The 25,207-nt window shown below is 63.8% G+C and carries 27 protein-coding genes; 15 read left to right on the forward strand and 12 right to left on the reverse strand.

What is annotated here, in order from left to right:
- Nucleotides 1-7 precede the first annotated feature (7 nt).
- Complete coding sequence (gene acs / locus BSY17_RS12620; protein WP_069066952.1) at nucleotides 8-1,966, forward strand: acetate--CoA ligase; 1,959 nt, start codon at nucleotides 8-10, stop codon at nucleotides 1,964-1,966.
- A 72-nt stretch (nucleotides 1,967-2,038) separates the two neighbouring features.
- A complete protein-coding gene (locus BSY17_RS12625) occupies nucleotides 2,039-4,357 on the forward strand; it encodes a TonB-dependent receptor (RefSeq protein WP_069065763.1) in 2,319 nt (772 codons plus the stop codon).
- Here BSY17_RS12625 and BSY17_RS12630 read toward each other — a convergent pair.
- Nucleotides 4,354-5,301 carry a quinoprotein relay system zinc metallohydrolase 1 gene (locus tag BSY17_RS12630; protein WP_069065764.1) on the reverse strand — a complete coding sequence of 316 codons (948 nt, stop codon included), beginning with the start codon at nucleotides 5,299-5,301 and terminating at the stop codon, nucleotides 4,354-4,356. The two genes, BSY17_RS12625 and BSY17_RS12630, sit on opposite strands and share 4 nt — an antisense overlap.
- On the reverse strand, nucleotides 5,298-6,116 hold the full coding sequence (locus tag BSY17_RS12635; RefSeq protein WP_069065765.1) for a quinoprotein dehydrogenase-associated SoxYZ-like carrier: 819 nt from the start codon (nucleotides 6,114-6,116) through the stop codon (nucleotides 5,298-5,300). The genes BSY17_RS12630 and BSY17_RS12635 overlap by 4 nt, the downstream gene beginning before the upstream one ends.
- Before the next feature lie 110 nt (nucleotides 6,117-6,226).
- Here BSY17_RS12635 and BSY17_RS12640 point away from each other — a divergent pair, with 110 nt between their 5' ends.
- Together BSY17_RS12640 and BSY17_RS12645 are read left to right on the forward strand one after the other, a co-directional pair.
- Nucleotides 6,227-6,751: a rhodanese-like domain-containing protein gene (locus BSY17_RS12640; RefSeq protein ID WP_237236299.1), complete on the forward strand. Its 525-nt coding sequence runs from the start codon at nucleotides 6,227-6,229 to the stop codon at nucleotides 6,749-6,751.
- Nucleotides 6,752-6,837: 86 nt separating this feature from the next.
- Nucleotides 6,838-7,287: a pseudoazurin gene (locus BSY17_RS12645; protein ID WP_069065767.1), complete on the forward strand. Its 450-nt coding sequence runs from the start codon at nucleotides 6,838-6,840 to the stop codon at nucleotides 7,285-7,287.
- Between the two features lie 274 nt (nucleotides 7,288-7,561).
- On the opposite strand, the gene lepB is transcribed toward BSY17_RS12645, so the two are convergent.
- From lepB to pyrE, 4 genes are all read right to left on the reverse strand, one after another.
- Nucleotides 7,562-8,386 (reverse strand): signal peptidase I, encoded by an 825-nt coding sequence (gene lepB, locus BSY17_RS12650; RefSeq protein ID WP_083217201.1) that lies wholly within the window; start codon nucleotides 8,384-8,386, stop codon nucleotides 7,562-7,564.
- Nucleotides 8,387-8,448: 62 nt separating this feature from the next.
- Nucleotides 8,449-8,850: a holo-ACP synthase gene (acpS, locus tag BSY17_RS12655; protein ID WP_069065768.1), complete on the reverse strand. Its 402-nt coding sequence runs from the start codon at nucleotides 8,848-8,850 to the stop codon at nucleotides 8,449-8,451.
- A 136-nt stretch (nucleotides 8,851-8,986) separates the two neighbouring features.
- Entirely contained in the window at nucleotides 8,987-9,724 is a 738-nt protein-coding gene (locus BSY17_RS12660; protein ID WP_069065769.1) for a pyridoxine 5'-phosphate synthase, read from the reverse strand.
- Nucleotides 9,725-9,727: 3 nt separating this feature from the next.
- Nucleotides 9,728-10,309 carry an orotate phosphoribosyltransferase gene (pyrE, locus tag BSY17_RS12665; RefSeq protein WP_037475784.1) on the reverse strand — a complete coding sequence of 194 codons (582 nt, stop codon included), beginning with the start codon at nucleotides 10,307-10,309 and terminating at the stop codon, nucleotides 9,728-9,730.
- A 284-nt stretch (nucleotides 10,310-10,593) separates the two neighbouring features.
- Between pyrE and coxB the strand changes: the two genes are divergently transcribed.
- From coxB to BSY17_RS12710, 10 genes are all read left to right on the forward strand, one after another.
- Nucleotides 10,594-11,637 carry a cytochrome c oxidase subunit II gene (gene coxB / locus BSY17_RS12670; RefSeq protein ID WP_037475786.1) on the forward strand — a complete coding sequence of 348 codons (1,044 nt, stop codon included), beginning with the start codon at nucleotides 10,594-10,596 and terminating at the stop codon, nucleotides 11,635-11,637.
- A gap of 15 nt (nucleotides 11,638-11,652) precedes the next feature.
- Nucleotides 11,653-13,347, forward strand: coding sequence for a cytochrome c oxidase subunit I (gene ctaD, locus BSY17_RS12675; protein WP_069065770.1), 1,695 nt, complete (start codon nucleotides 11,653-11,655; stop codon nucleotides 13,345-13,347).
- A gap of 90 nt (nucleotides 13,348-13,437) precedes the next feature.
- The gene (locus tag BSY17_RS12680) at nucleotides 13,438-14,346 is read left to right on the forward strand and encodes a heme o synthase (RefSeq protein WP_150125790.1); all 909 of its coding nucleotides are present in this window, start codon (nucleotides 13,438-13,440) and stop codon (nucleotides 14,344-14,346) included.
- Complete coding sequence (locus BSY17_RS21570; RefSeq protein ID WP_171899237.1) at nucleotides 14,343-14,480, forward strand: hypothetical protein; 138 nt, start codon at nucleotides 14,343-14,345, stop codon at nucleotides 14,478-14,480. Before BSY17_RS12680 ends, BSY17_RS21570 begins: the two co-directional genes overlap by 4 nt.
- Entirely contained in the window at nucleotides 14,480-15,055 is a 576-nt protein-coding gene (locus BSY17_RS12685; protein WP_069066955.1) for a cytochrome c oxidase assembly protein, read from the forward strand. The genes BSY17_RS21570 and BSY17_RS12685 overlap by 1 nt, the downstream gene beginning before the upstream one ends.
- Nucleotides 15,056-15,092: 37 nt before the next feature.
- A complete protein-coding gene (locus BSY17_RS12690) occupies nucleotides 15,093-15,920 on the forward strand; it encodes a cytochrome c oxidase subunit 3 (protein WP_069065771.1) in 828 nt (275 codons plus the stop codon).
- Between the two features lie 85 nt (nucleotides 15,921-16,005).
- Nucleotides 16,006-16,665: an SURF1 family cytochrome oxidase biogenesis protein gene (locus tag BSY17_RS12695; protein WP_069065772.1), complete on the forward strand. Its 660-nt coding sequence runs from the start codon at nucleotides 16,006-16,008 to the stop codon at nucleotides 16,663-16,665.
- 44 nt (nucleotides 16,666-16,709) lie between these two features.
- A complete protein-coding gene (thrC, locus tag BSY17_RS12700; RefSeq protein ID WP_069065773.1) occupies nucleotides 16,710-18,110 on the forward strand; it encodes a threonine synthase in 1,401 nt (466 codons plus the stop codon).
- Between the two features lie 92 nt (nucleotides 18,111-18,202).
- A complete protein-coding gene (locus BSY17_RS12705; RefSeq protein ID WP_069065774.1) occupies nucleotides 18,203-19,072 on the forward strand; it encodes a class I SAM-dependent methyltransferase in 870 nt (289 codons plus the stop codon).
- Nucleotides 19,073-19,129: 57 nt separating this feature from the next.
- Nucleotides 19,130-19,681: a hypothetical protein gene (locus tag BSY17_RS12710; protein WP_069065775.1), complete on the forward strand. Its 552-nt coding sequence runs from the start codon at nucleotides 19,130-19,132 to the stop codon at nucleotides 19,679-19,681.
- 403 nt (nucleotides 19,682-20,084) lie between these two features.
- Here BSY17_RS12710 and BSY17_RS12715 read toward each other — a convergent pair whose 3' ends face one another.
- Both BSY17_RS12715 and BSY17_RS12720 read right to left on the reverse strand, forming a co-directional pair.
- Complete coding sequence (locus BSY17_RS12715) at nucleotides 20,085-20,357, reverse strand: 3TM-type holin (protein WP_069065776.1); 273 nt, start codon at nucleotides 20,355-20,357, stop codon at nucleotides 20,085-20,087.
- A gap of 10 nt (nucleotides 20,358-20,367) precedes the next feature.
- Nucleotides 20,368-20,907 carry a glycoside hydrolase family 108 protein gene (locus tag BSY17_RS12720; RefSeq protein WP_069066956.1) on the reverse strand — a complete coding sequence of 180 codons (540 nt, stop codon included), beginning with the start codon at nucleotides 20,905-20,907 and terminating at the stop codon, nucleotides 20,368-20,370.
- A 268-nt stretch (nucleotides 20,908-21,175) separates the two neighbouring features.
- On the opposite strand from BSY17_RS12720, the gene BSY17_RS12725 reads away from it, so the two are divergent.
- The gene (locus BSY17_RS12725; protein WP_069065777.1) at nucleotides 21,176-21,763 is read left to right on the forward strand and encodes a PAS domain-containing protein; all 588 of its coding nucleotides are present in this window, start codon (nucleotides 21,176-21,178) and stop codon (nucleotides 21,761-21,763) included.
- A 51-nt stretch (nucleotides 21,764-21,814) separates the two neighbouring features.
- Here BSY17_RS12725 and dapD read toward each other — a convergent pair whose 3' ends face one another.
- The 4 genes from dapD to BSY17_RS12745 form a co-directional block, all read right to left on the reverse strand.
- Nucleotides 21,815-22,651, reverse strand: a complete 837-nt coding sequence (gene dapD / locus BSY17_RS12730) for a 2,3,4,5-tetrahydropyridine-2,6-dicarboxylate N-succinyltransferase (RefSeq protein WP_069065778.1) — start codon at nucleotides 22,649-22,651, stop codon at nucleotides 21,815-21,817.
- Entirely contained in the window at nucleotides 22,648-23,319 is a 672-nt protein-coding gene (locus BSY17_RS12735) for a pyrimidine 5'-nucleotidase (RefSeq protein ID WP_069065779.1), read from the reverse strand. The genes dapD and BSY17_RS12735 overlap by 4 nt, the downstream gene beginning before the upstream one ends.
- Nucleotides 23,320-23,467: 148 nt before the next feature.
- Nucleotides 23,468-24,343: a TIGR00730 family Rossman fold protein gene (locus BSY17_RS12740; protein WP_069065780.1), complete on the reverse strand. Its 876-nt coding sequence runs from the start codon at nucleotides 24,341-24,343 to the stop codon at nucleotides 23,468-23,470.
- 112 nt (nucleotides 24,344-24,455) lie between these two features.
- Entirely contained in the window at nucleotides 24,456-25,115 is a 660-nt protein-coding gene (locus tag BSY17_RS12745) for an extensin family protein (protein ID WP_409593128.1), read from the reverse strand.
- Between the last annotated feature and the right edge of the window lie 92 nt (nucleotides 25,116-25,207).

Genomic DNA, 25,207 nt, shown 5'->3' on the forward strand with positions numbered 1-25,207 from the left:
AGATATGATGTCGCAAGAGCTTTTCCCCGTTCCCGCCGAATGGGCGACGCGCGCCCGCATGAACGAGGACCGCCGTATGGCCGATCATAAGCGGTCGCTTGAGGATGCGGAAAGCTACTGGCTCGAACAGGCTGCGCGGCTTGACTGGATGTTACCGCCCTCCAAAGCGAGCGAAAGCAGCTTTGACGAAGCGGATTTCGGCATCAGCTGGTTTGCCGACGGCACATTGAACGTCTCCGTCAACTGCCTGGACCGCCATCTGGCCGACCATGGCGACAGCGTCGCGATCATCTGGGAGCCTGACGATCCAGCCGAAGCGCCGCGCCGCCTGACCTACCGGCAACTGCATCATGCCGTGTGCTGCTTCGCGAATGTCCTGAAAGACGCGGGCGCGCGCAAGGGCGATCGCGTCACCCTGTATCTGCCGATGATCCCGGAGGCGGCGATCGCCCTGCTGGCCTGCGCCCGGATCGGCGCGATCCATTCGGTGGTGTTTGGCGGCTTTTCCCCCGAAGCGCTGGCGGGTCGGATTACCGATTGCGATTCCACCATCCTGGTCACAGCCGACGAGGGGCGTCGTGGTGGAAAGCGCGTACCGCTCAAGGCCAATGTCGATGCCGCGCTCGCCATGGACCATTGCACCAGCATCCGTCGCGTCATCGTGGTGCAGGCAACCGGCGGCGCTATCGATATGCTGCCGGGCCGGGACATCTGGTATCATGATGCCATGGCAGGCGTCGTGTCGGACTGTTCGCCCGAACCCATGAACGCCTGCGATCCGCTGTTCCTGCTCTACACATCGGGTTCCACCGGCAAGCCCAAGGGCGTCGTGCATGGCAGCGGCGGCTATCTGCTCTGGGCCTCTCTGACGCATGAACTCTGCTTCGACTATCGGCCAGGCGACGTCTATTGGTGCGCGGCCGATATCGGCTGGGTCACGGGGCACAGCTATATCGTCTATGGCCCCCTCGCCAATGGCGCGACGACATTGATGTATGAAGGACTGCCCAGTTGGCCGACGCCCAGCCGCCTCTGGCAAGTGGTCGACCGGCATCAGGTCCACACGCTGTTTACCGCGCCCACCGTGCTGCGCGCGCTGATGAAGGAGGGCGACGATTTCGTCACCGCGACCGACCGGTCCTCGCTCCGCCTGCTGGGCAGCGTGGGCGAGCCGATCAACCCGGAAGCCTGGCGCTGGTATCATGCCATTGCCGGTGAAGGGCGCTGCCCGATCATGGATACCTGGTGGCAGACCGAAACGGGGGCGGCGATGATCGCGCCGATGCCGGGCGCAACCGCGCTCAAACCGGGCAGTGCGACCTTCCCCTTGCCCGGTGTCGAACCGCAGATCGTCGATGGCGAAGGCGTGGTGCAGCAAGGTCCGTGCGAAGGCAATCTGGTCATCGCCCGATCCTGGCCGGGGCAGATGCAGACGGTCTGGAACGACCATGATCGCTTTTTCCAGACCTATTTCTCGACCTTTCCCGGCACCTATACGACAGGCGACGGTGCCCGGCGGGATGCGGACGGCTATTATTGGATCACCGGGCGCGTTGACGACGTCATCAACGTATCGGGCCATCGCATGGGCACCGCCGAGGTCGAGAGCGCGCTCGTCTTACATGCCAAGGTCGCCGAGGCGGCGGTGGTCGGCTTTCCCCATGATATCAAAGGGCAGGGCATCTATGCCTATGTGACGCTGAACATGGGCGAAGAGCCGAGCGAGAGCCTGCGCCGGACGCTCGTGCAATGGGTCCGCGCCGAAATCGGGCCGATCGCGACTCCCGACGTCATCCAGTTCGCGCCTGGCCTGCCCAAGACCCGGTCGGGCAAGATCATGCGCCGCATCCTGCGCAAGATTGCGGAGGGCGATGTATCCGCCCAGGCGCTGGGCGATATCAGCACGCTCGCCGACCCGACGGTGGTCGAGGAGCTGGTGCGAACCCGCGCGATCGTTCCCGCCTGACCCAAGGTATAATGGAGCACCCATCCCGCCTTCCCTAGCCATTTGGGCATAACAGGGAATGGGAGAGACGAGATGCGCGGATGGGGCCGACTATCGACGGGAATCGCGGCCATGGCGCTGGCCCCGGCGCTTGCATCGGCGCAGACGTCCGATGCAAGCAGGTCGAAAACCATCATCGTGACCGCGCCGGGTGGGGGGATCGACCGCGATGATGGGCTGGCCCTTGGCGCGGTCGATATAACAAGAGCGGGGATGCCCGACCTGCTCTCCGCCCTCACCCGGACCATGGCGGGCGTCACGTTGCAGGATGCGCAGAATAACCCATGGCAGCCCAATCTGGTCTATCGCGGCTTCATCGCTTCCCCGCTCCAAGGGCAATCGCAGGGGCTGGCCGTCTATATGGACGGGGCGCGCTTCAACCAGCCTTTTGGCGACACGGTCCAGTTCGACCTGATCCCCGAAGCCGCCATCGCCAAACTGAACCTGTTGGATGCCAGCCCGGTCTATGGCCTCAATGCGCTGGGCGGCGCGATCCTGCTGGAAACCAAGACCGGGCGTAGCCATCCGGGGCTAGAGGCCAGTGCCACCGGCGGGCGGTTCGGCTATGCCGAGGCCAGCATTGCGGGCGGCGTGGCGCGCGGGGATGTCAGCGCCTTTGGCGCGTTCCAATATAGTCGCGACGATGGCTGGCGCGATTTCAGCCCGTCGCGCCTGTATAATGGCTATGCCGATCTGGGCTTCGATACCGCAGAGGGCGGGCTGCATCTCAAAATCATAGGCGCGAACACGGACTTGACCGGCAATGGCGTGTCGCCGATCGAATTGCTGGCGGCCGACCGCCGGGCCGTCTTCACTTGGCCCGACAATGGCCGCAGCCGTTATGGTCGGGCAAGCCTGCACCCCTGGGTCGCGCTATCGCCAACGACCCGGATTGAAGCCACGCTCTATGCCCAGCAGCTCACATTGCGGACCATGAACGGCGATGCGGCCGACATCGAAGGGTGCGAGGCGGACGATGCGGCGGGCCTGCTATGCCTGGAAACAATAGGTGCTGATGACGATGGTGAGGAGGTGCAGGCGATCCTGACCGACGCCAACGGCGACCCCATAGCCGATACGCTGGGGGGCGAAGGCTATGGCGTGCTCAATCGTGGACGCACCAAGACCAAGGCGATGGGCGCGCTGGTCCAGATCATCGACGATCGCGCCCTGCTGGGCGGTATCAACCATTTCGCGATCGGCGTCAGCTACGACACCAGCCGCACGCGCTTCGACACGTCGACCGAACTGGGGGCGCTGACCGACGATCGCAGCGTCGAGGGGCTGGGCAGCCGCATCGTCCAGCAGGATAATGCGATCGCGCCGGTCGGCCTGGTCGCCCACACCAATAATTGGGGCGTGTTCGTGCAGAACCGGGTGCCGATCGCGCCCGGCTTGTCGGCCGAAATCGGCCTCCGCTGGAACCATGCAAGGATTCAGCTTGTCGATCAGATCGGCACGGCGCTCAACGGAACGCATCGGTTCAGGCGGCTCAATCCCGGTTTCGAACTGGACTATAAGATGTCCGAAGCCCTGTCGCTGCGCGCGGGCTATGCGCAGAGCAACCGCGCGCCGACTCCGGCGGAACTCTCCTGCGCGGACGAAAATGCGCCGTGCAGCCTCACCAATTTCTTCATCGCCGATCCGCCGCTTAAACAGGTGGTCGCCAAAAGCTGGGAAGCGGGCACGTCGGGTGCGTTTGGTCTTGGCGGATGGCGGGCGAGCTGGCTCCTGTCGGCCTATCGCACCACCAATCAGGACGACATCCAATATATCGCCTCCCAAATTCGCGGTCGCGCTTATTTCCAGAATATCGGCAACACCCGGCGGCAGGGCGTCGAAGCATCGCTGAAGGCCGAGCATGGCGGGCTGGTCGCGGGCCTCAGCTATGCCTTCACCGATGCGACCTATCGCAGCGCCATGGAACTGAGCAGTCCGTCCAACCCGATGGCGGGGGATGAAGGCACGATCAATGTCGGTCGTGGCGATCGGTTGCCCGGCATCCCCCGGCACAGTGCGACGCTGACGTTGGACTATGCGGGCAAAGGCTGGTCGGTGGGTGGCGACCTGATCGCGCGGTCGGGGCAATATCTGGTCGGCGATGAGGCCAATCTGACGCCCCGGCTGCCTGGCTATGCGATTGCGAACGTGCGCGCCGGTATCGATATCGTGCCGGGGGTCACTATGTTCGGCGAAGTGCGCAACATATTCGGCCGCACCTATGAAACATTCGGAACCTTCAGCGAAGTGGATGAGATCGACCTCGTCGAAGTCCCCGGTGCCAGCAATCCGCGCGCTTATGGGCCGGGCGCCCCGCGACGCTGGTATGTCGGGGTAAGGGTGCGCTTCTAACCCTCCGGCATATCCACTCTTGGCAGCCATTTGGCTTCCAGCCCTGGATAGAAATGCGACACGCTGCGTTGCAATTCGTAGCGGGCCGCCGCCATCCCGGCAAAACGAGCGGGGATCGGCACGCTGCCCGCCTCCACCATGTCGAGGCCGGATCGGACGGCGGCGGTCAAGGCTTCCTCCAGCCAGTCGATCCAGTCGCGTGTCTGGGCAATGGCTTTCTGCCCCGTCGGATCGAAGGGACCATGGCCCGGTAACGCCGCCTGGTGCGGCAGCTTTGCGAGGCTGTCGAGGCTTGTGCGCCAACGCGGCAGGTCTGCGGTCGGTGTCGCAGGCGCGCGATCATGGAACAGCAGGTCACCGCCGATCAGTAGGCCGGTCTGTTCGTCCAACAGCGCCAGATCGCCCGCACTATGCCCCGCCAGCGCCATCAGGCGCAGGCGTCGCCCGCCGAAATCCTCGGATGCCTCCGTGATTTTCCGCCCCGGCAACACAAGCTCGGTGCCGCGCATCCAGTCCCCCAGCAGGCGATACAGCGCATCGGAAAAGCCGCGCCCGTCCCGCGCCATGTCCGTAATGGTTTGCGGCAGCGCGGCAATGATCGCCGGATCGAAGGCCGCAATTCCCATGCCATGATCAGGATGCAGATGCGTCACATAGACGCGGATGACCGGCTTGCCCGTCAGCCCTTCCGCCACTGCCTTGAGCGCCCGGCCGTAGCGGAGCGAAGGTCCGCTATCGACCAGCATCATGCCGACCGGCGTGTCGATGATCGCGATATTGGCGATAGCTCCGCCGTTGGAAGACTGGATGGGCGCATCGTCGCCGTGGATCATCCATATGCCGTCCGCCACCGCTACGGGATGGATGGGATAAGTGGCATTCGCCATGCCAGCCGTCGCCGGCAGCGCCAATCCAGCGAGCATGGCCCGGCGCGTCATCTTCATGGCTGCGCCGCCAGGGCCGAGGCGGATTGTCGCGCCACCGGCACTTTGGCGGCATAGGTGCGCCCGTTTGTATCAAGCGCCACGATCGACAGGATGGCACCAGGCGCGGCGTGGGGCATGAGGGTGATCGCCGGGTCTTCGGAAACCGACGCAAAGAGCGCCATCTGGCCCAGCATGGTTCCACTCTCCGACCGCACGCTCATCTCTTCGATCGCATAAGTGGGGATATTGGCCACCAGCCCCGTATCCATCGGATGTCGGAAGGTGATGCGCAGACGGCTGCTGCCCTGCGTCCCCATGGGCCAGGCTTCCCCCCGCATCTCGCCCAGATGAGCCGCCCAATCGCCTGTGATGCGACCGACCGGCGGTGCCGAGCAACCGCCGCCCGCCGCATCGACCCATCCGCCCGCCACCAGCCACTGTCCGCTGGCCAGCTGCACCGCACCCCTTACCGGGGTCCGCTGATCCAGCTTGATCCGGGTCGCGATATAGGGTTCCGCCAGATCCGGGCGATAGTCGATGGCGATCGGTATCGGGTTGAGATCAGCGAAGATCACCATGCGCGTCACTGGCCCCACGCCGCGCGCATCCAATGCCACGGGAAAGCTGCGCTGGTTTTCCGCCACTTGCGGATAAAGCAACTGGATGCGGGGATCGAACCGCACCGGGTCATCTCCGAAGATCAGCCGCGCATGTGCGGTCCACATAGGCGATTGTAACGGATCGTCGGGGTAGGGAGGCTGAGCAAGCGCGGACGGGGCCATCGCCAGTGGCAGCATGGCCACCAGAAGCTGCAAAAACCTACGCCGCACCATGACCTTCTCCCAAAGTGCAAGCTTATGGTGAAGCGAAAGCGGCTACCATTGCACCTTTGGTCACGCAGCGGGGGAGAGAGATGGGCGCGAGGGGCAAAGCGATAGCTGCGATGCTTGCGCTGGTTGCGACCGGCGCACAGGCCCAGCCAGAGGATGACACGCTGTTCGCCGCGGATGGCTATCGCGTCGCGCATTATCGTGCGCCCGTTCCCCGGCCGCCCGACGGTGTCGGGCGGATCGCCCCCGTCGCGGTCGCCCTGATGCGGCCGGATATCGACGCGATCCTGATCGACGTCCTACCCGCCGAGGGCGGTCATCGCGAAGCCGATGGACGCTGGCGCCTGGCCCGCGAACGACCGAGCATCCCCGGCGCGCACTGGTTTCCCGAAGCGGGACGCGGCGACCTCTCGCCCGCGATCGATCGATGGTTTCAAGAGGGCCTCGTCCGCCTGACCGGCGGTGCCAGGGACCGCATGATCATAACCTTTTGCCTTGCCGATTGCTGGATGGGCTGGAACGCAGCGCGCCGCCTGCGGGCGCTCGGCTATACTAATATTTGGTGGCTGGCGGAGGGGACCGACGGCTGGCGCGACCTGGGTCGTCCGCTGATCAACGCCCGACCGGAGGAGGGATAGGACCAAGGTGCAATTGCACGCTTCAGCCATTGCGCCATTGATCTGGCGGACCGCGCTTTTGCGCCCATAATATCAGGAGAGATGCCATGTTTCATCGTTCGACGCTGCGCGTGGCGCTGGTCGGCCTCATGCTGGGCGGCACCGTTCTTCCGGCTTCGGCCAAGGACATCATCGTCCATATGAAAAATAAGGGCGCGGAGGGCGCGATGGTGTTCGAACCGGCCTTTGTGAAGGCCGCGCCAGGCGACGTGATCCGCTTCCAGCCCACCGACCCCAGCCACAACGCCGAAACCATGGCCACGATGCTGCCAGCGGGCGCGACGCCGATGAAGGGGGGTATGAACAAGGAAGCGGTGCTGACCGTGACCAAGCCCGGCCTCTATGGCATCAAATGCATGCCGCATTATTCGATGGGCATGGTCGCCCTGATCCAGGTAGGCAAACCCAGCGCCGCAGACATCGCAGCGGCAAAAGCGGTTAAACTCCCGCCCTTCGCCGCCAAAAGAATGACCGCGATGCTGATCAAAGTTCGGTAATCCACGACCGTTTCAACTTTGGGCGCGGGCGCAACATAGTGAGATGCGGGCGAACGGCAGTTTCTGGATCACCGCAAGTTGATTTGGACATCAACATTGCGGTGCAGTTCCGATTTGCCAATACCGAATGGCCGATCCGAGCATAAGCTGGCTTTCCGACATCAATATCGGAATGGCGTGAGTTGGACGCCTGCTGTCAGAATAGTGAACCGTTGGAACTCCGGCCTGGTAAGCGCTTGACATGGGGCGCTGCCAACGCGCCGAGCTACGTCTGCTATTCTACCTCCGTCACGCTCTGCGGCCGCAGGCTGTTGCCTGCCCGCCCGCTGCGGAAAGCACCGAACCAGGTCAGCGGGTTCCAGCTTGAATCGCCGTCCAGGCTGAAGGTGATGAACTCGGCGCGGCCGCCGATCGCTTCCCAGGGTACGGGACCGCCCAGGCCGTTTTCCTCCAGCGGCGCGCGGCTGTCGGCGCTGTTGTCGCGATTGTCGCCCATCAGGAAGACGTGGTTTTCCGGCACGCGCACCGGGCCATACCAATCGAGCGCACTCGGTCCCATGTCGATGGTGAGATAGGTTTTGCCATTGGGCAGGATTTCCTGCCGCACCGGCAATTCGCAATAATCCTTGCCGTCCGCGCCCTGCATCCGCGCGCCGGGGAATTGCAGCGGCGGGCAGGGGGCATTGCTATCGACGAGCAGGCGCAGCGGCTTCAAGATGCGCTGCTTCACCGCCACGCCGTTAAGCAGCACCTGCCCACCGCGCACTTCGATGATGTCGCCGGGCAGGCCGATGACCCGCTTGATATAATCCTCGCGCCTATTTTGGGGCGACACGATGACGATGTCGCCGCGTGCCGGTAACCGCCCCAAAATCCGGCCCTTCAGAAAAGGCAAGGGATGGAAGCTGGGCGAGACATAGGACCAGCCATAGGGGAATTTGCTCACCACCAGCCGGTCGCCGGTCAGCAGCACCGGCATCATCGATTCGGACGGGATATAGAAGGGCTTGGCGACGAAGCTGTGGAAGGCCAGCACCGCCAGGATCAGCAGCGTGATGCTCTTGATCTCCTGCCACCAATTGACGTCCGATTTGGGCATCACGTCCTCGGAAGGGCTATGCGCGTCGGCGGTCGTGTCGTGCAGGCTGGTGGGATCGGTCGTCACAGGGGAAGCGCCTCGATAATGACAAAGGCCTGCGCCCAAGGATGATCGTCGGTCAGGGTCAGGTGGATGACGGGTCTATGCCCCGCCGGCACAAGCGCGTCGAGCCGGGCCAGCGCGCCACCGGTGAGGGCCAGCGTCGGCGCGCCGGACGGCGCATTGACCACGCCGATATCTTTCATGAACACGCCCGATTTGAATCCAGTGCCGACCGCCTTGGAGAAGGCCTCCTTGGCGGCGAAGCGCTTGGCCAGCGTGCCCGCTTTGGTGAAGGGGCGGCGATTGGCCTTGGCCTGCTCGACATCGGTGAACACGCGGCTTTCGAAGCGCGCACCGAAGCGATCGAGCGAATTCTGGATTCGCTCGATATTGCAGAGGTCGGAGCCGAGACCGATGATCACGCAAAAATCCTCCCCTGGAAGGGGAGGGGGACCGGCGAAGCCGGTGGAGGGGTGTCACCCCATCGTGAGGGTAACACCCCTCCGTCAGGGCTACGCCCTGCCACCTCCCCTGCCAGGGGAGGATGTGTATGAGCACTCACCGCGCCAAATCCATCTGCCGCCGCATTTCGCGGATGCTGCCTTCCAGGCCACCGAAGATCGCTTCGCCGATCAGGAAATGGCCGATATTGAGTTCGGCGACCTGCGGGATGGCGGCGATCGGCCCGACATTGTCGAAGGTCAGGCCATGGCCCGCATGGGGCTCGATGCCGTTCTTCGCGGCCAGCGCCGCCGCGTCGGCGATGCGGCGCAGTTCGGCGGCGCGCGGTTCGCCGGTCAGATGGGCATAAGCGCCGGTGTGCAATTCCACGACCGGGACGTTCAGCCGGATCGCCGCGTCGATTTGGGCAGCATCGGCTTCGATGAACAGGCTGACGCGGATGCCCGCATCATTGAGCGCCGCGACGATCGGCTGCAGCGTTTCGAACTGCCCGGCCGCGTCCAGCCCGCCCTCGGTCGTGCGCTCCTCGCGCTTTTCCGGCACGATGCAGGCCGCGTGCGGCTTGTAGCGCAGGGCGATGTCCAGCATCTCGGCCGTCGCCGCCATCTCCAGATTGAGCGGCACGCTGAGCGCCGCCATCAGCGTCGCGACATCTTCGTCGCGGATATGCCGCCGGTCCTCGCGCAGATGCGCCGTGATGCCGTCCGCCCCCGCTTTCACCGCCAGCAGCGCCGCCTTGACCGGATCGGGATGATCCCCGCCACGCGCATTGCGGATTGTCGCCACATGGTCGATATTGACGCCCAGGCGCAGCGGAGCGGGGGAGTGGGGCATCGGCTAGACCTTCCGGCTGCCCGGCTTGATCGCCGGGATCGCCGCCAGTTCGGGCGGCAGGGCATCAGCGTCATAGACCGGGAAATTGATCGACACGAGTGGATAGAAGGGCACGCCCAGATCCACCTCGCCCGCCGAGCGATCGACAAGGGCCGCTTCGGCGATGACGATGCCGCCCTCGGCCGCGACGGCCTCGATCGCCTGGCGCGACGACAGGCCAGTGGTGACGACATCTTCGACCATCAGGATTTTCTGCCCCGGCGATATGGCAAAGCCGCGGCGCAGTTCGAACGTCCCTTCGGGGCGTTCGAGGAATACCGCGTCCTTGCCCAGCGCCCGGCCGACTTCATGACCGATGATGAGACCACCCATGGCTGGCGAAACTACCAGGTCGATCTCCTGCCGCAATTCGCGCGGCAGTTTCTGCACCACGGCCAGCGCGAGCCTGCCCGCGCGCTCGGCGCTCATCAGGACGCGGGCGCATTGCAGATAATTGGCGCTGCGCCGGCCCGAAGACAGGATGAAATGTCCTTCGAGCAGCGCCCCTGCTGCCCGGAATTCCGCCAAAACTTCTTCGTCGGTCATGCCGTTTATCTATCCTGTCGCGCGGTCCGGCCCCTATATGGCACGGCCCGCTTCCCTATCGGCACGGCACGCATCGGCGCGCCATGAACGCGCCCCTGTGCGCGCAGCAGCGAAATAGGGGCCGGAAGGGAACGTTGCAACAGCGAAGAAAATCTGCTCCTGCTAGCTTGAGGCATCAAAAAACCATGCCTATAAGCCGCGGCAGAACCGACCGGGCGGGGACGATGTGCATGCGCGCGTCTTCGTTGCAGCGGCGCCAAGGGGTTACGGGGTAAGAAGACGCTATGATACAGGTGAAATCGCTCGTTCTCGCAGGATTGTTGGCCTTTGCGCCAGCAATGGCGATGAACGGTCCGGCCTTCGCGCAGGACAATGCAACCGCTGCCGCTCCGGCGGCGGCCACTGTCGCCGCGCCTGCTGATTCGGCAGCGAACGCCGCTGCGCCCGCCGCCGACGCTGCGCCAGCCGCCAAGGTCGCCGCGCCGCCGCGCATGAAGCCGACCGAAGGCATCGGCATGCCTAAACCGGGCGAGATCACCCTGCAGGAGCAGTTCACCTCGACCGGGCACAGCGCGCGCTGGTTGCATGACGTGATGCTGCTGCCGCTCATCACGCTCATCTCCGTGCTGGTGCTGGTGCTGATGCTTTATGTGATGGTCCGCTATCGCCGCAGCGCCAACCCGGTGCCGTCCAAGACGTCGCACAACACCTTCATCGAAGTGATCTGGACGGTCGTTCCGGTCATCATCCTGCTGGTGATCGCGGTGCCCTCGATCGGGCTGCTCGCCGACCAGTATAAGCCCGCGCCTAAGGATGCGCTGACCGTCAAGGTCACCGGCTATCAATGGTATTGGGGCTATGAATATCCCGACGCGGGCATCCCCGAATATGTGTCGAACATGCTGACCAAGGAACAGGCGAAGGCCGGTGGCGAACCGTTTCAGCTGGCCGTCGACAACCGCCTGATCCTGCCCGCCGGTCGTCCGGTGAAGCTCATCATCACCGCCGCAGACGTGATCCACAGCTTCGCCGTGCCGTCGCTCTGGGTGAAGATGGATGCGGTTCCTGGTCGTCTGAACGAAAAGAGCTTCACCATCGAAAAGCCCGGCGTCTATTACGGGCAATGTTCGGAACTGTGCGGCGCGCGCCATGGCTTCATGCCGATCGCGATCGAAGCGCTGCCGCCTGAGCAGTTCGACCAGTGGGTGCTGTCGCAGGGTGGCTCGCTCAAGAACGGCACCGCCGCGCCGGATGCGCCGATGGGCCCGCAACAGGGCAGTGTGCTGCCCGCCCCGCCGGCTGACGCCGTCGGCAACAACGCGCTTTAAGAAGGCAGAGACGCCATGACCACCATCACCGCAGATCAATATGGCGATCATGCTCATGATCATCATGACGCCGATCACAAGCCAGCCTTCTTCCAGCGCTGGTTCATGTCCACCAACCACAAGGATATCGGCACTCTCTATCTGATCTTCGCGATCTTCGCCGGCGTCGTCGGCGGCGCGATTTCGGGTCTGATGCGCGTCGAACTGGCAGAGCCGGGCATCCAATATCTGCAGGGCTGGGCCAATATCCAGCATGCGATGCTGGGCGCGGAGCCTGCCTCGCTCGACCAGGCCTATCACCTGTGGAACGCGCTGATCACCGCGCACGGCCTCATCATGGTCTTCTTCATGGTGATGCCCGCGATCATCGGCGGCTTTGGCAACTGGTTCGTGCCGATCATGATCGGCGCGCCGGACATGGCCTTCCCGCGGATGAACAATATCAGCTTCTGGCTGCTCATCCCCGCCTTCGCGCTGCTGCTCGGCTCGGCCTTCGTGCCCGGCGGCACCGGCTATGGCGCGGGCACTGGCTGGACGGTCTATGCGCCGCTGTCGACCAGCGGTTCCGCTGGCCCCGCCGTCGACATGGCAATCCTGTCGCTGCATATCGCAGGCGCTGGCTCGATCCTGGGTGCGGTCAACTTCATCACCACCATCCTCAATATGCGCGCGCCGGGCATGACCCTGCACAAGATGCCGCTGTTCGTTTGGTCGGTGCTGGTCACCGCTTTCCTGCTGCTGCTCGCCCTTCCGGTCCTGGCCGCGGCGATCACCATGCTGCTGACCGACCGCAACTTCGGCACCACCTTCTATGACGCTGCCGGTGGCGGCGATCCTGAACTCTACCAGCATCTCTTCTGGTTCTTCGGTCACCCCGAAGTCTATATCATGATCTTGCCCGGTTTCGGCATCGTCAGCCAGATCATCTCTACCTTCAGCCGCAAGCCGGTGTTCGGCTATCTCGGCATGGCCTATGCCATGGTCGCGATCGGCGTCGTCGGCTTCGTCGTGTGGGCGCACCACATGTTCACGACCGGCATGTCGGTCAATGTGAAGATGTATTTCACCGCCGCCACCATGGTCATCGCCGTGCCCACGGGCATCAAGATCTTCTCGTGGATCGCGACCATCTGGGGTGGGTCTATCAGCTTCAAGACCCCGATGGTCTGGGCGCTGGGCTTCATTTTCCTCTTCACTGTGGGCGGTGTGACCGGCGTCGTGCTGGCCAATGGCGGCGTGGACGACGTGTTGCACGACACCTATTATGTCGTGGCGCACTTCCACTACGTCCTCTCGCTGGGTGCCGTGTTCGGCCTGTTCGCGGGCTTCTATTACTGGTTCCCGAAGATGTCGGGCCGCATGTATAACGAATTCCTCGGCCACCTGCATTTCTGGGTGTTCTTCGTGGGCGTGAACCTGCTGTTCTTCCCGATGCATTTCTTAGGGCTTTCGGGCATGCCGCGTCGCTACCCCGATTATCCGGAAGCCTTTGCCTACTGGAACAAGATCGCCAGCCATGGCTATGAAATCATGGCCGTCGGCGTGCTGATCTTCTTCATCAACATCTTCTGGTCGCTCGCGGCCGGCAAGAAGGCCGCAGGCAATCCCTGGGGTGAAGGCGCCACGACGCTGGAATGGACCTTGTCCAGCCCGCCGCCCTTCCACCAGTTCGAAACCCTGCCCGTGATCGATGATGCCGCGCATCACTGATCGCTGGACGGACTGACATGATCGGGGGCGGGTGATAGTCGCCCGCCCCCCTTATGCTATATGCCCCCAAATGGTGGGGCCGGAACAAATATGACGACCGCGACGATGACATCGACCCCGATCACGGCCCATTGGCGCGACTTCCTCGCGCTGACCAAGCCGCGCGTCATGACATTGGTCGTGTTCACGGGCCTGTGCGGCCTGCTGGCGGCACCCGGCACCATCCACCCGGTTCTCGCTTTCACGGCCATCCTCTGCATCGCACTCGGCGCAGGAGCTGCCGCTAGCCTCAATCAATGGTATGAGGCGGACATCGACGCCAAGATGAAGCGCACCGCCAACCGGCCGCTGCCCGCCGGGCGGATGGATCGCCAGTCCGCGCTGCATTTCGGCGTTGGCCTGTCCTTCTTTTCGGTCATCCTGATGGGCATGGCGACCAACTGGCTCGCCGCTGCGGTCCTGGCCGTCTCGATCCTCTTCTACGTCTTCGTCTACACCATCTGGCTGAAGCCCCGCACGGCGCAGAATATCGTCATCGGCGGCGCAGCGGGCGCATTCCCGCCAGTCATCGGCTGGGCCGCCGTTACCGGCGATATCACCGCGCTGCCGATCGCCCTGTTCATGCTGATCTTCTTCTGGACGCCGCCCCATTTCTGGGCGCTCGCGCTGTTCGTGAAGACCGATTATGCTGCTGCTGGCATCCCGATGCTGCCCGTCGTGTCGGGCGAGGTCGTCACCCGCCGCCAGATCTGGTTCTACACCGCCATCATGGCGGTCGCGGCCATGGCCCCGGTGCTGCTGCGTCTGACCGGGCCGATCTACGGCACGGTCGCCTTTCTCGGCACGGCATTGTTCGCGGTTTTCGCCTTCCAGGTCTATCGCCGCCGTGAAAGCGATCAGACGCGGATGCAACCGGAGCGGCGTCTGTTCAAATATTCGATCCTCTATCTTTTCCTTCTCTTTGGAGCAGTGGTCGTCGACCGCTGGGTAATGGCATGACCCCCGAAGAAGAAGATATCATCCGCGCCCGGCAGAAGTCGCGCTCGCTCGTCACGGGCCTGCTGCTCGGCTTTTTCGTCATCCTCTTCTTCGCCATCACATTGGCGAAGATCGGCACGAGTGACACGCTATGATGGCCACACTACCGCCGTCCCCCTTCGACCGCGACCGGCGCAACCGCCGGACGATGCTTACTATGGCGGGCGTCGGCCTGTCGATGCTGGCGCTCGGTTTCGCGTCGGTTCCGCTCTATCGCATCTTTTGTGAACAGACCGGGTTCGGCGGCACCACCATGCGCGCGGACGCCAATGTGCAGGTCAGCGAAGCGGCTGGCCACACCATGTCGATCCGCTTCGATTCGAACGTCCAGCCCGGCATGCCCTGGCAATTCTACCCCGAACATCGGACGGATACCGTCACCGTCGGACGGAAGGACATGGCGATCTTCATCGCGAAGAACATGTCCGACAAGCCCGTGACCGGCACCGCCAGTTTCAACGTCACGCCGACCCAGGCGGGCGCCTATTTCACCAAGATCCAGTGTTTCTGCTTCACCGAGCAGACCTTGCAGCCGGGCCAGGAGGTGCGGATGCCCGTCCTCTATTTCGTCGATCCCAAGATCCTCGACGATCCCGACAACAAGGACACGCAACAGATTACGCTAAGCTACACATTCTACCCGGTTGAGCCGGGCAAGAAGGCAAGCTAAGGCAAGCAACGATAACGCGAACAGGGAAGAGCACGTCATGGCAGGCGCCAAGAATCACGATTATCATATTCTCCCGCCCAGCATCTGGCCGTTGTTCGGTTCGATGTCGGTGCTGATCATGGCGATGGGCGCGATCATGTGGATGCACCCCGACGCCATGCCCGCTGGCGGTGGCTGGGTGTTCATGCTCGGTTTCGCCGGCGTCCTCTTCACCTTCTACAGCTGGTGGGCGCATGTCGTCGCCGAAGCCCATGCCGGTGATCATACCCCGGTGGTGCAACTCCATCTGCGCTACGGCATGATCCTGTTCATCGCGTCGGAAGTCATGTTCTTCGTCGGCTGGTTCTGGGCGTTCTTCGACTTCGCCCTCTTCCCCAGCGCCCTTCCCCCGATCGACGGCCTGTTCCCGTCGAAGGGCGTGGAAGTGATGAATGCGTTTGAACTGCCCTTGCTCAACACGCTGATCCTGCTCTGTTCGGGCACGACCATCACCTGGTCGCACCATGCGCTGATCCACGGTGATCGCGATGGCATGATCAAGGGTCTGTGGTGCACCATCATTCTGGGCGCGGTCTTCTCCTGCGTGCAGGCCTATGAATATGCCCACGCCCCGTTCGACTTCGGCGGCAATCCCTATAGCTCGGCCTTCTACATGGCGACCGGCTTCCATGGCTTCCACGTTCTGGTCGGCACGATCTTCCTGATCGTCAACCTGGCGCGCGCCTATAAGGGCCACTTCACCCCGCGCCAGCATTTCGGCTTCGAAGCCGCTGCCTGGTATTGGCATTTCGTCGACGTGGTGTGGTTGTTCCTCTTCGTCGCCATCTATGTCTGGGGTGGCTGGGGCGCGCCGGTTCACGGCTAAGCACCATCTCCAAGAATGAGACGCACGGCCGGGGCATCGCTCCGGCCGTTTTCTTTTGTGCTGCGGGGCGCTATGCATCCAGCCCATGGACCCATTGCCCGATCCCGCCCCGCGCACCACGCGCATCCCCCTGATCCCGACCATCATCGTCGCGCTCGCCGTGCTGGTGATGATCGGCCTCGGCATCTGGCAGATCGATCGCCGCGTGGAAAAGGCAGCGGCCTTGAACCTCGCAGCCAGCAATCCCGGCAAGCCGCCCGTCGCTTTTCCGGCCATGCCCCCGGTCGGACCCGACCTGCTCTTTCGCCCCTCGTCGCTCCACTGCCTGCGCGTGGTCGGCTGGCAGGTGGAGGCTGGCCGCGCGGCTGACGGCAGCACCGGCTATCGCCATATCGCCCAATGCGCGACCGGCGCGGAAGGACCGGGCGCACTCGTCGCAGTCGGCGTGACGCAGCGGCCCGATGCCAAGCCCGACTGGACCGGCGGTCAGATTGCAGGCTGGATCAGCGAAGAGCCGGACCATCGGGCGCTGATTTCGCGCATAGGCGGAAAGGCGACGCCGCTCCGGCCCATGCTCATCGCGCGTACCGCGCCAACGGGCATGAAGGCCAGCGCACCGCCTAGCGCCGCCGACGTTCCCAACAATCATCTCGCCTATGCGGTGCAGTGGTTCTTCTTCGCCGCGATCGCCATCGTCATCTATATTCTCGCGCTGCGCCGCCGGAACGCGCCCAAAGCCCCGTAAATACTTGCCCAGCGGCGCAGGGGTCGCTACCGCGCTTTCCCATCATGCAATATCAAAGCACCAGGGGGAGCGCGCCGTCGCTCGGTTTCGAGGATGTGACGCTGGCGGGGCTGGCGTCCGATGGCGGGCTGTATCTGCCGACAAGCTGGCCCAGTTTCTCGGCCGACGATATTCGCGCCCTCGGCGGCCTGTCCTATGTCGAAACCGCGGTGCGGGTCATGACCCCCTTCGTCGCGGGATCGCTGACCGAGGACGAATTGCGCGAACTGTGCACCACCGCCTATAGCCGGTTCAGCCATCAGGCGGTCGTGCCGCTGGTCCAGCTCGATCATCAGCATTGGCTGCTCGAACTGTTCCACGGCCCGACCCTGGCGTTCAAGGATGTCGCGCTGCAATTGCTGGGACAATTGTTCGAACGCTTCCTGTCGCGCCGTGACGATCACCTGACCATCGTCGGCGCGACGTCGGGCGACACCGGGTCGGCGGCGATCGATGCCGTGGCGGGGCGCGAGAAGATCGACATCTTCATGCTCCATCCCGATGGCCGCGTGTCCGACGTGCAGCGGCGGCAGATGACCACGGTGCGCGCGCCCAACGTCTATAATATCGCGATCGACGGCAGCTTCGACGATGCGCAGGCGCTGGTGAAGCGCATGTTCAACGACGCGGATTTCTCGCGCCGCTTCAACCTGTCGGCGGTCAACTCGATCAACTGGGCACGGTTGATGGCGCAGGTCGTCTATTATTTCTACGCCGCCGTGCGCTTGGGCGCGCCCGAACGGCCGGTCGCCTTCTCGGTCCCCACCGGCAATTTCGGCGACGTGTTCGCGGGCTATGTCGCGGCCAAGATGGGGCTGCCCGTCGCCAAGCTGATCGTCGCCACGAACGTCAACGACATCTTGCATCGCGCCTTGTCCGATGGCGATTACAGCCAGGGCCAGGTCGTGCCGACCGCGACGCCCAGCATGGACATTCAGGTCAGCTCCAATTTCGAGCGGCTGCTGTTCGACGCGGGCGGACGCAACGGCCAAGCACTGGCCGACCAGATGCACGGGTTCGAAGCCAGCAAGGCGATGCGCCTGACCAACGCCCAGCGCGACGGGGCGGCGGCGCTCTTCGCTTCGGCACGCATCGATGCCGACAGCATGACCATGGCGATGCGCTGGGCCTATGACGGGTCGGGGCAGATCATCGACCCGCACAGCGCCATCGGCCTTGCCGCTGCGCGCGAGGCGGACGTCGACGCGTCGATCCCGGTCGTCACGCTGGCGACCGCGCACCCGGCCAAGTTCCGCGACGCCGTCGAGCGCGCCACCGGCACCCGCCCGCCGCTGCCCGCCCGTGTCGGCGACCTGTTCGCGCGTGAGGAAAGCTATGTGAAGCTGCCCGGCACCTTCGAGGCGGTAACCGCCTATGTCGCCGAGCGCGCGACGCCGCGCGCCTGACAACCACCGTTCGGGCTGAGCTTGTCGAAGCCCTGTCCTTTCTTGAAGAACAGTGCGGCCCTTCGACAGGCTCAGGGCGAACGGAGGTTGGTATGAATCTGCAAACCCTCATCGGCGAACCCTGGGCCGACTATGGCCTCATCGATTCGGGCAACGGCCGCAAGCTGGAGCGCTATGGCCGCTACCGCTTCATTCGCCCTGAACCCCAGGCGATGTGGGCACCCGCGACCGAAGATTGGAAGGCAGACGCTGAATTTGTCCCCGGATCGGACGAGGATGGCGGCGGTCGCTGGTATTATGACCAGCCAGTCCCCGCCGATGGCTGGCCACTGCACTGGCAGGACGTGACCTTCCAGTCGAGTTGCACCCCCTTCCGCCATCTCGGTTTCTTCCCGGACATGGCCCCCGTGTGGGACTGGATGCGGGAACGCACCGCCGACAAGGCGGAAGCCGAAGTCATGAACCTGTTCGGCTATACCGGCGTCGGCACGCTCGCCATGTCGGCCAGCGGCGCGCGTATGGTCCATGTCGATGCCTCGAAGAAATCGGTGGCGCAGGCACGCGCCAATGCCGATCTGTCCGCCATGGCGGACAAGCCGATCCGCTGGATCGTCGAGGATGCGGCCAAGTTCGTCGCCCGCGAAGTCCGGCGCGGCCGCCGCTATGACGGCATCCTGCTCGACCCGCCCAAATATGGCCGCGGCCCTGACGGCGAAGTCTGGCGATTGGAGGAGGATTTACCCGCCCTCATCGCCAATTGCCGCCAGTTGCTTGATGCGGACAGCCGCTTCCTGTTCCTGACCGTCTATGCCGTCCGCATGTCGGCACTGGCGATCGGCGAATTGCTGCGGCAGGCGCTCGCCGACCTGCCCGGCACGGTCGAGGTCGGGGAACTGGCCGTGCGGGAGGAAGCACGCGGCCTGTTGTTGCCCACCGCCATCTGGGCACGCTGGCGGCGCTAAGCGTCACTTGGGCCTTTTCGCCTTGAGCCGCCCGTCCGGCTCCGGCATGGGTTGGTGATGCGCCTCATCCCTTCCTTTGCCGCCCTGTCCCCCCTGCTGGTCCTGCTCGGCTCCTGTGTCGGCCCCGCGCAGCGGGCACCCGCCCCAGCGCCGACGCCAGCGCCGCGCCCGGCTCCGGCGCCACCGCCGATCGCGCCCGCCACCCCCGCACCGGTGGCCACGGAATGGCATAATCGTCCGACGACGCCCGGCACCTGGACCTACCGGCCGGAACCGACCGGATCGGTCGCGTCCTTCGGCCCCGGCGCGACCGCCCCGCACCTCGCCGTCCGCTGCGACCGGGCGACGAGCCGGATAGCCGTAGTGCGTATGGGAACAGGGCAGGGGGCGATGACGCTGCGCACCAGCTATGGCGCCGTCCTTTGGCCGACCACCAGCGTCCCCGCGCCGCAACCGCAGGTCCAGGCCGTCCGCGCCGCTTCCGACGTCACGCTGGACCAGATCGCCTATAGCCGGGGTAAGTTTGCGGTGGAGGTGCAGGGGCTTGCCCCGCTGATCCTGCCTGCCTGGGCGGAAGTCGCACGGGTGATCGAAGATTGCCGGGGCTAGGGGATTTCGACGCAGTTGGGAAAAGCGCGGACGAAGAAGTATGATTCGAAAAAAGAATTTTACAAGGCTTGATCATCCTCCCCACCTGATTCACATTCGCAGTGTGGACAGGCCAAGGGCAGACGCCTGAAGCGGGCCACGCGGGCTTCAACATAGCGAAAGGAGGTGATCCGATGTCTCATGGTTCAGCAATGGGGTCGGTCAAGTCCATTCGGGAAATGCGCCGCTGAGCGACGCTGTGCCGTCGATCCTCCCTGTAAACGGGATTTCAAGCGCCAACAGACAGGCCATCCCCGTGCAGGCAGGATAGCGCGACAATCATTTCCCCTGGGCGGCACTTTCGGCCGCTGACCATGTCAATGATGGGCCGTCGAACCTTTGGGTTCGGCGGCCCCTCTCATGTCTATCGGTCCGCGCCCTTCGCCTTGCCCCAGGCGCGCGCCGCCGTATAGCCCAGATAGCCGGTGCCAAAGAGCGCATAGAGCGGTTCGGGCAGGGCGTTGAAATAGGCGCGCATACCGTTGATGATCGCGCCTGCCACCGCCGGTCGCCAGCCTGCGATCAGGCCCATCGGCACCGACCAGAGCAGCAGGGCATAGATGACATAGAGGAAGGTCGGTCGCGCCCGCCGCGTCCAGGGGTCGGCGGCGGGCGTTGCGGAATTTGCCTGCGTCATGTGTCCCTCCCTAACCGATCCGGTTGGCCAACCAGCCATAGAGGAAAGCCTCATTGGCGGGGCGGCTTTCGGCGAGCGCGATATAGCGTTCGCCCTGCATCGCCTCGATCGCCTTGAGCAGCACGCGTTCGCCCGCCGGACCGCGCAACGCCCGAAAGGCCCGCAGCGCGGCCAGCGTCCGCGCGCCGATAACCCGGTCGAGCTTGAGATCGGGATAATCCTTCTGGTTGCGATTGAGCGCGTTGAGCGCCCGCTGCAAAAAGCCGGTCGCGGTCGCAACGCCCATATTGACGGCGGTATCGAACAGTTCTGCGGCAATGCCGGGCGCCAGTTCGGCAACGAAGCCATAGCCGGGCTGGTCCCAATAGAGCCGTCGATAGATCGCCACCGCCTGCGCGCGGGGTAGCGCCTGCATCGGGCCGACATAGCCATTCGCCCGCGCTACGGCCTGGGTAATCCCCCAATGGGTCGGCCCGCCGCGATCGGCCTGATGGTTGCTATAGCCACCCTCCCGCGCAATGACTTCGTCGATCAGTTCCGCAACGTCCATATCCGCCTCCCAACTCTTGAAGAGGCGAATCATTTATCCCATATGGTTATATGTAGGACAGAGAAAAAACGGGAAAGGAAATAATCTGATGCAAGACCGGGCGGCGGCGGATGCAATCGACAGCGGTGAAGCTCAAGGGCAGGCATCGGGAAATTGTCGCCTTGCTGTGGCCATACCCTTGCAGGAAGCACTAAATATGGGGCAATATGGACCAAAGGGTGCGGTTTCGTCTCTGTTGCCCGCTCCCCCCATGTGAGTGCGTTTGTCCATGCCTCTTTCCGATATGATCGCCAACAGCGCGATCCCCGCCGTCATCAGCGATCCGCGCCTGCCCGACAATCCGATCGTCGATTGCAATGACGCCTTCATGGCGCTCACCGGCTATGGCCGCGACGAGATTATCGGGCATAATTGCCGCTTCCTCAAAGGCGCAGCGACCGAAGCGGAGCGAACCGATGAACTGCGTCAGGCCGTTCGCGAAAGACGCCCGGCGATCGTGGAATTGTGGAATTATCGCAAGGACGGCACGCCGTTCCGAAACGCCGTGATGGTCGCGCCGATCTTCGGTGACACGGGCGAGGTCGAATATTTCCTGGGATCGCAGATGGCGGTGGGCGAGCCGGACGGACAGGCGACCCAGCGATCCGCCGAAGCGCGGCTGCGGATCGACGCGCTCACCGCGCGCCAGCGCAATGTGCTGGTGGCGATGACGGCGGGCAAGCTCAACAAACAGATCGCCTGGGACATGGGCCTGACCGAACGCACGGTGAAGATGCACCGCGCCGCCATGCTCAAGGCGCTCGGCGTGCGGACCGGGGCCGAAGCGATCCGCTTGGCGATCGAGGCGGGCTACTAAGCGGCATCCGGCGACTGGTCGGCACCGCAAAGGGCACCGACCGGCTATACATCAGTCGCGTAGCAATTCGTTGATACCGGTCTTGGACCGAGTCTGTGCGTCCACCCGCTTGACGATCACCGCGCAATAGAGGCTGGGGCCGGGCGTGCCGTCGGGCAGGGGCTTGCCGGGCAGGCTGCCGGGCACGATCACCGAATAGGGTGGGACTTCGCCCATGAAGATTTCGCCGGTGGTGCGGTCGATGATCTTGGTCGACTGGCCGATGAACACGCCCATCGACAGGACCGACCCCTTGCCGATGCGCACGCCCTCGACCACTTCGGACCGCGCGCCGATGAAGCAGTCGTCTTCGATGATGACCGGATCGGCCTGCAGTGGTTCCAGCACGCCGCCTATGCCGACGCCGCCCGACAGATGGACATTCTTGCCGATCTGGGCGCAACTGCCCACCGTCACCCAGGCGTCGACCATCGTGCCTTCATCGACGAACGCGCCGATATTGACGAAGCTGGGCATCAGGATCGCATTCTTGGCGATATGCGCGCCCGCCCGCGCGAACGCGCCCGGCACCGCGCGGAAACCGGCGGCGCGAAATTCCGCCTCGCCCCATCCGGCGAACTTGCTGGGCACCTTGTCCCACCAGAAACCGCCACCAGGGCCGTTTTCGATCAGCACATTGTCGTTCAGCCGGAACGACAGCAGCACGGCTTTCTTGAGCCACTGATTGACCTGCCAGCCGTCCGCCGTCGGTTCGGCGACGCGGCCCTTGCCGCTGTCGAGCAACGCCAGCGCTTCATTTACGGCATCGCGGATCGCGCCCTGCGTCGAAAGGCTGACATTGGCCCGGTCTTCCCAGGCGGCGTCGATCGTGGCGATAAGGTCGGTCATGCGGTTTCCCCAAGGATGCTGGCCAGAAAAGGCCTCAGATGGTCGGTTTCGAAATCGATGAAATCGGGATGATGATCGTGATTGCCCGCTTCCGATCCATTATTGACCCAGATGGTCGCCATGCCGATCGCCTTGGCGGGCGCCAGATTGCGGGCCATATCCTCGAAAAAGGCGGCGCGGTTCGGATCGATGGCATGGACCCGGCACAATTCGGCGTAACCCGACGGATCGGGCTTGGGCACATATTGGCAGGCGTGAATGTCGTGGATCAGCTCGAATGCGTCGCCCAGGCCGAGCTTGTCCAGCACTCGCCCCGCATAGGTCGCGTCGCCATTGGTGAAGATCAGCCGACGGCCCGGTAATGCTGCGATATGCGCGTTAAGGTCGGCATCGACCTCCAGTCGATCCATCGAAATATCATGGACATAGTCGAGGAAATCATGCGGCGCGATGCCATGATGGTGCATCAGCCCCGACAGCGTCGTGCCATGCTCCATGAAATAGCGCTTCTGCGTTTCGCGGGCGACGACGGGATCGCATCCCAGTAAGCCTTGGATGAACTCGCCCATCTTCACGTCGATCAGCGCGAACAGGTCCGTCTTCGCCGGATAAAGCGTATTATCCAGATCGAAGATCCAGGTGTCGACATGGTCCAGTGCGCCAAGCATGGCCGCGCCCTAATCTCGTGCGCAGGGAAGGGCAAGGGGGCGAGCCGTATCACACCCCCCTCTTCGTCGTCATCCCCGCGAAGGCGGGGACCCATCTCCCCACCTCTCATCTCAGATCGACGTACCGGCCGCTAGATGACGTGAGACGTCAACATCCCAGCGGCTCGCCGTCATGATAAAAAGCCTGCACGGCCTGCCAGGCATCTTCCGCCGTCTCGACCCATGTCAGCAGGTCAAGGTCGGCATGCGAAATCACGCCTTCATCGGCCAGCGCCTCGAAATCCACGACCCGGTTCCAGAAATCCTTGCCGAACAGCAGGATGGGGATGGGCTTCATCTTGCCGGTCTGGATCAGCGTGAGCAGCTCGAACATCTCGTCGAACGTGCCAAAACCACCGGGGAAGACGGCAAGCGCGCGGGCGCGGAGCAGGAAATGCATCTTACGCAGCGCGAAATAGTGGAACTGGAAACTCAGCTCCGGGGTGACGAACCGGTTGGGGGCCTGTTCGTGCGGCAGGACGATATTCATGCCGATCGTCGTCTGGCCGACATCTTGCGCGCCGCGATTGGCCGCTTCCATGATCGAGGGGCCACCGCCCGAACACACCACGAAATGGCGGCATCCTGCTTCGTTCACCGGATATTGCGCCGCGATCCGCGCCAGCGCACGGGCTTCCTCATAATAGCGCGCCTTGGCCGCCAGATTTTCCGCGATTTTCCGCTGCTGCGGCGTGGTGGCCGCGTCGATCCGCGCCTGCGCCTGGTCGGGTTCGGGAATCCGCGCCGATCCGTAGAAGACGAAGGTCGACTCGATCCGCGCCTCGTCCATCAGCAATTGCGGCTTCAACAATTCCAGCTGGAACCGCACCGGGCGCAAATCTTCGCGCAACAGGAATTCGGTATCCTGAAAGGCAAGGCGATAGGCCGCGCTTTGGGTCTGGGGGGTGCCGGCCTGCTTGGCCGCATCGTCGGCCTCTTCGCGGGCCGGGCGGAATTTACGTTCTTCAATCTCTTTCTTAGTCATCCCCACGATTTAAGGAGTGGAGATGACATTGCCAAGTCGGATTACCGACAGAAGCCGCCACATGCCGTTTTTACGCTCAGCGGCAAAAGCCGCCATATTTGTTTTCTGACGCTTAGCGGCAAAAGCCGCCGCGTCCGCCCATGTCGAAATGAAAATGGTCGTGATGCGCCGCATTATAATCGGGGCTCAGCACCGTGTTGAACCGTTTGCACGCGCTGGCGTGCACGGTTTTGAGGAACTGCCGCGTATCCCGGTCGCCCTGCCAGCCCTGCTGCACCGAAATCTTGCGGCCATCGGCCAGCACGAAGGCGGCGATGTCGATCGCATTGCTATGGGCATGTTCGGACAATTTGCCGCTGCCCGCGATCGGACGGCAGTTATAGGTACCGAACGTCTCGATCCGCACGATCTCCGCCCCCAATATGCTGCGCGCGGCCGGTTGCACGCCATAGCGCGCCCAGGCGGCGAAATTGGCCGCCAGGTTACAGGTCATCGCGCCCAAATTGGTGGCGGGCACGCCGATGTCGAGCAGCTTGACGCTGTTCAACGCGCTGCATCCGCCGCCGAAGGTGCGGTCGGGCAGGGGGGTGAAGGCGACATCCTGCGATTGCAGCTTCGCAAAACATTGGCGCGCTTCCATGGTCGGCACCACGGCGGCGCGCACGGGTTTCGACGCGCGTTCGACTCGCCCGCGCGGCACCAGATCGCCGCCGCACGCACTCAGCATCATCGCCATGGTCACGGCCAGGGCCGCGCCGCGCAATAGGGTCATATCGCTCGCCTGCTTTTCCATGAGTCGTCACTGTAGCAGCCCGAATCTTTACGATAGTTAACGCCGCGATCAGCTCGTCCCGTTTCCGCAAC

Origin of the sequence: Sphingobium sp. RAC03 (genome assembly GCF_001713415.1) — a bacterium.
Classification (GTDB): domain Bacteria; phylum Pseudomonadota; class Alphaproteobacteria; order Sphingomonadales; family Sphingomonadaceae; genus Sphingobium.

Excerpts from the sequence above, each read along its gene's own strand:
- thrC (WP_069065773.1), top strand. The coding sequence starts at position 16,710 with ATGCAATATCAAAGCACCAGGGGGAGCGCGCCGTCGCTCGGTTTCGAG.
- acs (WP_069066952.1), top strand. The coding sequence starts at position 8 with ATGTCGCAAGAGCTTTTCCCCGTTCCCGCCGAATGGGCGACGCGCGCC.
- dapD (WP_069065778.1), bottom strand. The coding sequence starts at position 22,651 with ATGACCGACCTTATCGCCACGATCGACGCCGCCTGGGAAGACCGGGCC.
- BSY17_RS12645 (WP_069065767.1), top strand. The coding sequence starts at position 6,838 with ATGTTTCATCGTTCGACGCTGCGCGTGGCGCTGGTCGGCCTCATGCTG.
- BSY17_RS12630 (WP_069065764.1), bottom strand. The coding sequence starts at position 5,301 with ATGAAGATGACGCGCCGGGCCATGCTCGCTGGATTGGCGCTGCCGGCG.
- pyrE (WP_037475784.1), bottom strand. The coding sequence starts at position 10,309 with ATGACCGACGAAGAAGTTTTGGCGGAATTCCGGGCAGCAGGGGCGCTG.
- BSY17_RS12735 (WP_069065779.1), bottom strand. The coding sequence starts at position 23,319 with ATGCTTGGCGCACTGGACCATGTCGACACCTGGATCTTCGATCTGGAT.
- BSY17_RS12720 (WP_069066956.1), bottom strand. The coding sequence starts at position 20,907 with ATGGACGTTGCGGAACTGATCGACGAAGTCATTGCGCGGGAGGGTGGC.
- BSY17_RS12660 (WP_069065769.1), bottom strand. The coding sequence starts at position 9,724 with ATGCCCCACTCCCCCGCTCCGCTGCGCCTGGGCGTCAATATCGACCAT.
- BSY17_RS12685 (WP_069066955.1), top strand. The coding sequence starts at position 14,480 with ATGGCCACACTACCGCCGTCCCCCTTCGACCGCGACCGGCGCAACCGC.
- BSY17_RS12625 (WP_069065763.1), top strand. The coding sequence starts at position 2,039 with ATGCGCGGATGGGGCCGACTATCGACGGGAATCGCGGCCATGGCGCTG.
- coxB (WP_037475786.1), top strand. The coding sequence starts at position 10,594 with ATGATACAGGTGAAATCGCTCGTTCTCGCAGGATTGTTGGCCTTTGCG.
- BSY17_RS12640 (WP_237236299.1), top strand. The coding sequence starts at position 6,227 with ATGCTTGCGCTGGTTGCGACCGGCGCACAGGCCCAGCCAGAGGATGAC.
- BSY17_RS21570 (WP_171899237.1), top strand. The coding sequence starts at position 14,343 with ATGACCCCCGAAGAAGAAGATATCATCCGCGCCCGGCAGAAGTCGCGC.
- BSY17_RS12705 (WP_069065774.1), top strand. The coding sequence starts at position 18,203 with ATGAATCTGCAAACCCTCATCGGCGAACCCTGGGCCGACTATGGCCTC.
- lepB (WP_083217201.1), bottom strand. The coding sequence starts at position 8,386 with ATGCCCAAATCGGACGTCAATTGGTGGCAGGAGATCAAGAGCATCACG.
- BSY17_RS12635 (WP_069065765.1), bottom strand. The coding sequence starts at position 6,116 with ATGGTGCGGCGTAGGTTTTTGCAGCTTCTGGTGGCCATGCTGCCACTG.
- BSY17_RS12710 (WP_069065775.1), top strand. The coding sequence starts at position 19,130 with ATGCGCCTCATCCCTTCCTTTGCCGCCCTGTCCCCCCTGCTGGTCCTG.
- BSY17_RS12690 (WP_069065771.1), top strand. The coding sequence starts at position 15,093 with ATGGCAGGCGCCAAGAATCACGATTATCATATTCTCCCGCCCAGCATC.
- BSY17_RS12745 (WP_409593128.1), bottom strand. The coding sequence starts at position 25,115 with ATGACCCTATTGCGCGGCGCGGCCCTGGCCGTGACCATGGCGATGATG.
- BSY17_RS12725 (WP_069065777.1), top strand. The coding sequence starts at position 21,176 with ATGCCTCTTTCCGATATGATCGCCAACAGCGCGATCCCCGCCGTCATC.
- BSY17_RS12695 (WP_069065772.1), top strand. The coding sequence starts at position 16,006 with ATGGACCCATTGCCCGATCCCGCCCCGCGCACCACGCGCATCCCCCTG.
- BSY17_RS12680 (WP_150125790.1), top strand. The coding sequence starts at position 13,438 with ATGACGACCGCGACGATGACATCGACCCCGATCACGGCCCATTGGCGC.
- BSY17_RS12715 (WP_069065776.1), bottom strand. The coding sequence starts at position 20,357 with ATGACGCAGGCAAATTCCGCAACGCCCGCCGCCGACCCCTGGACGCGG.
- ctaD (WP_069065770.1), top strand. The coding sequence starts at position 11,653 with ATGACCACCATCACCGCAGATCAATATGGCGATCATGCTCATGATCAT.
- BSY17_RS12740 (WP_069065780.1), bottom strand. The coding sequence starts at position 24,343 with ATGACTAAGAAAGAGATTGAAGAACGTAAATTCCGCCCGGCCCGCGAA.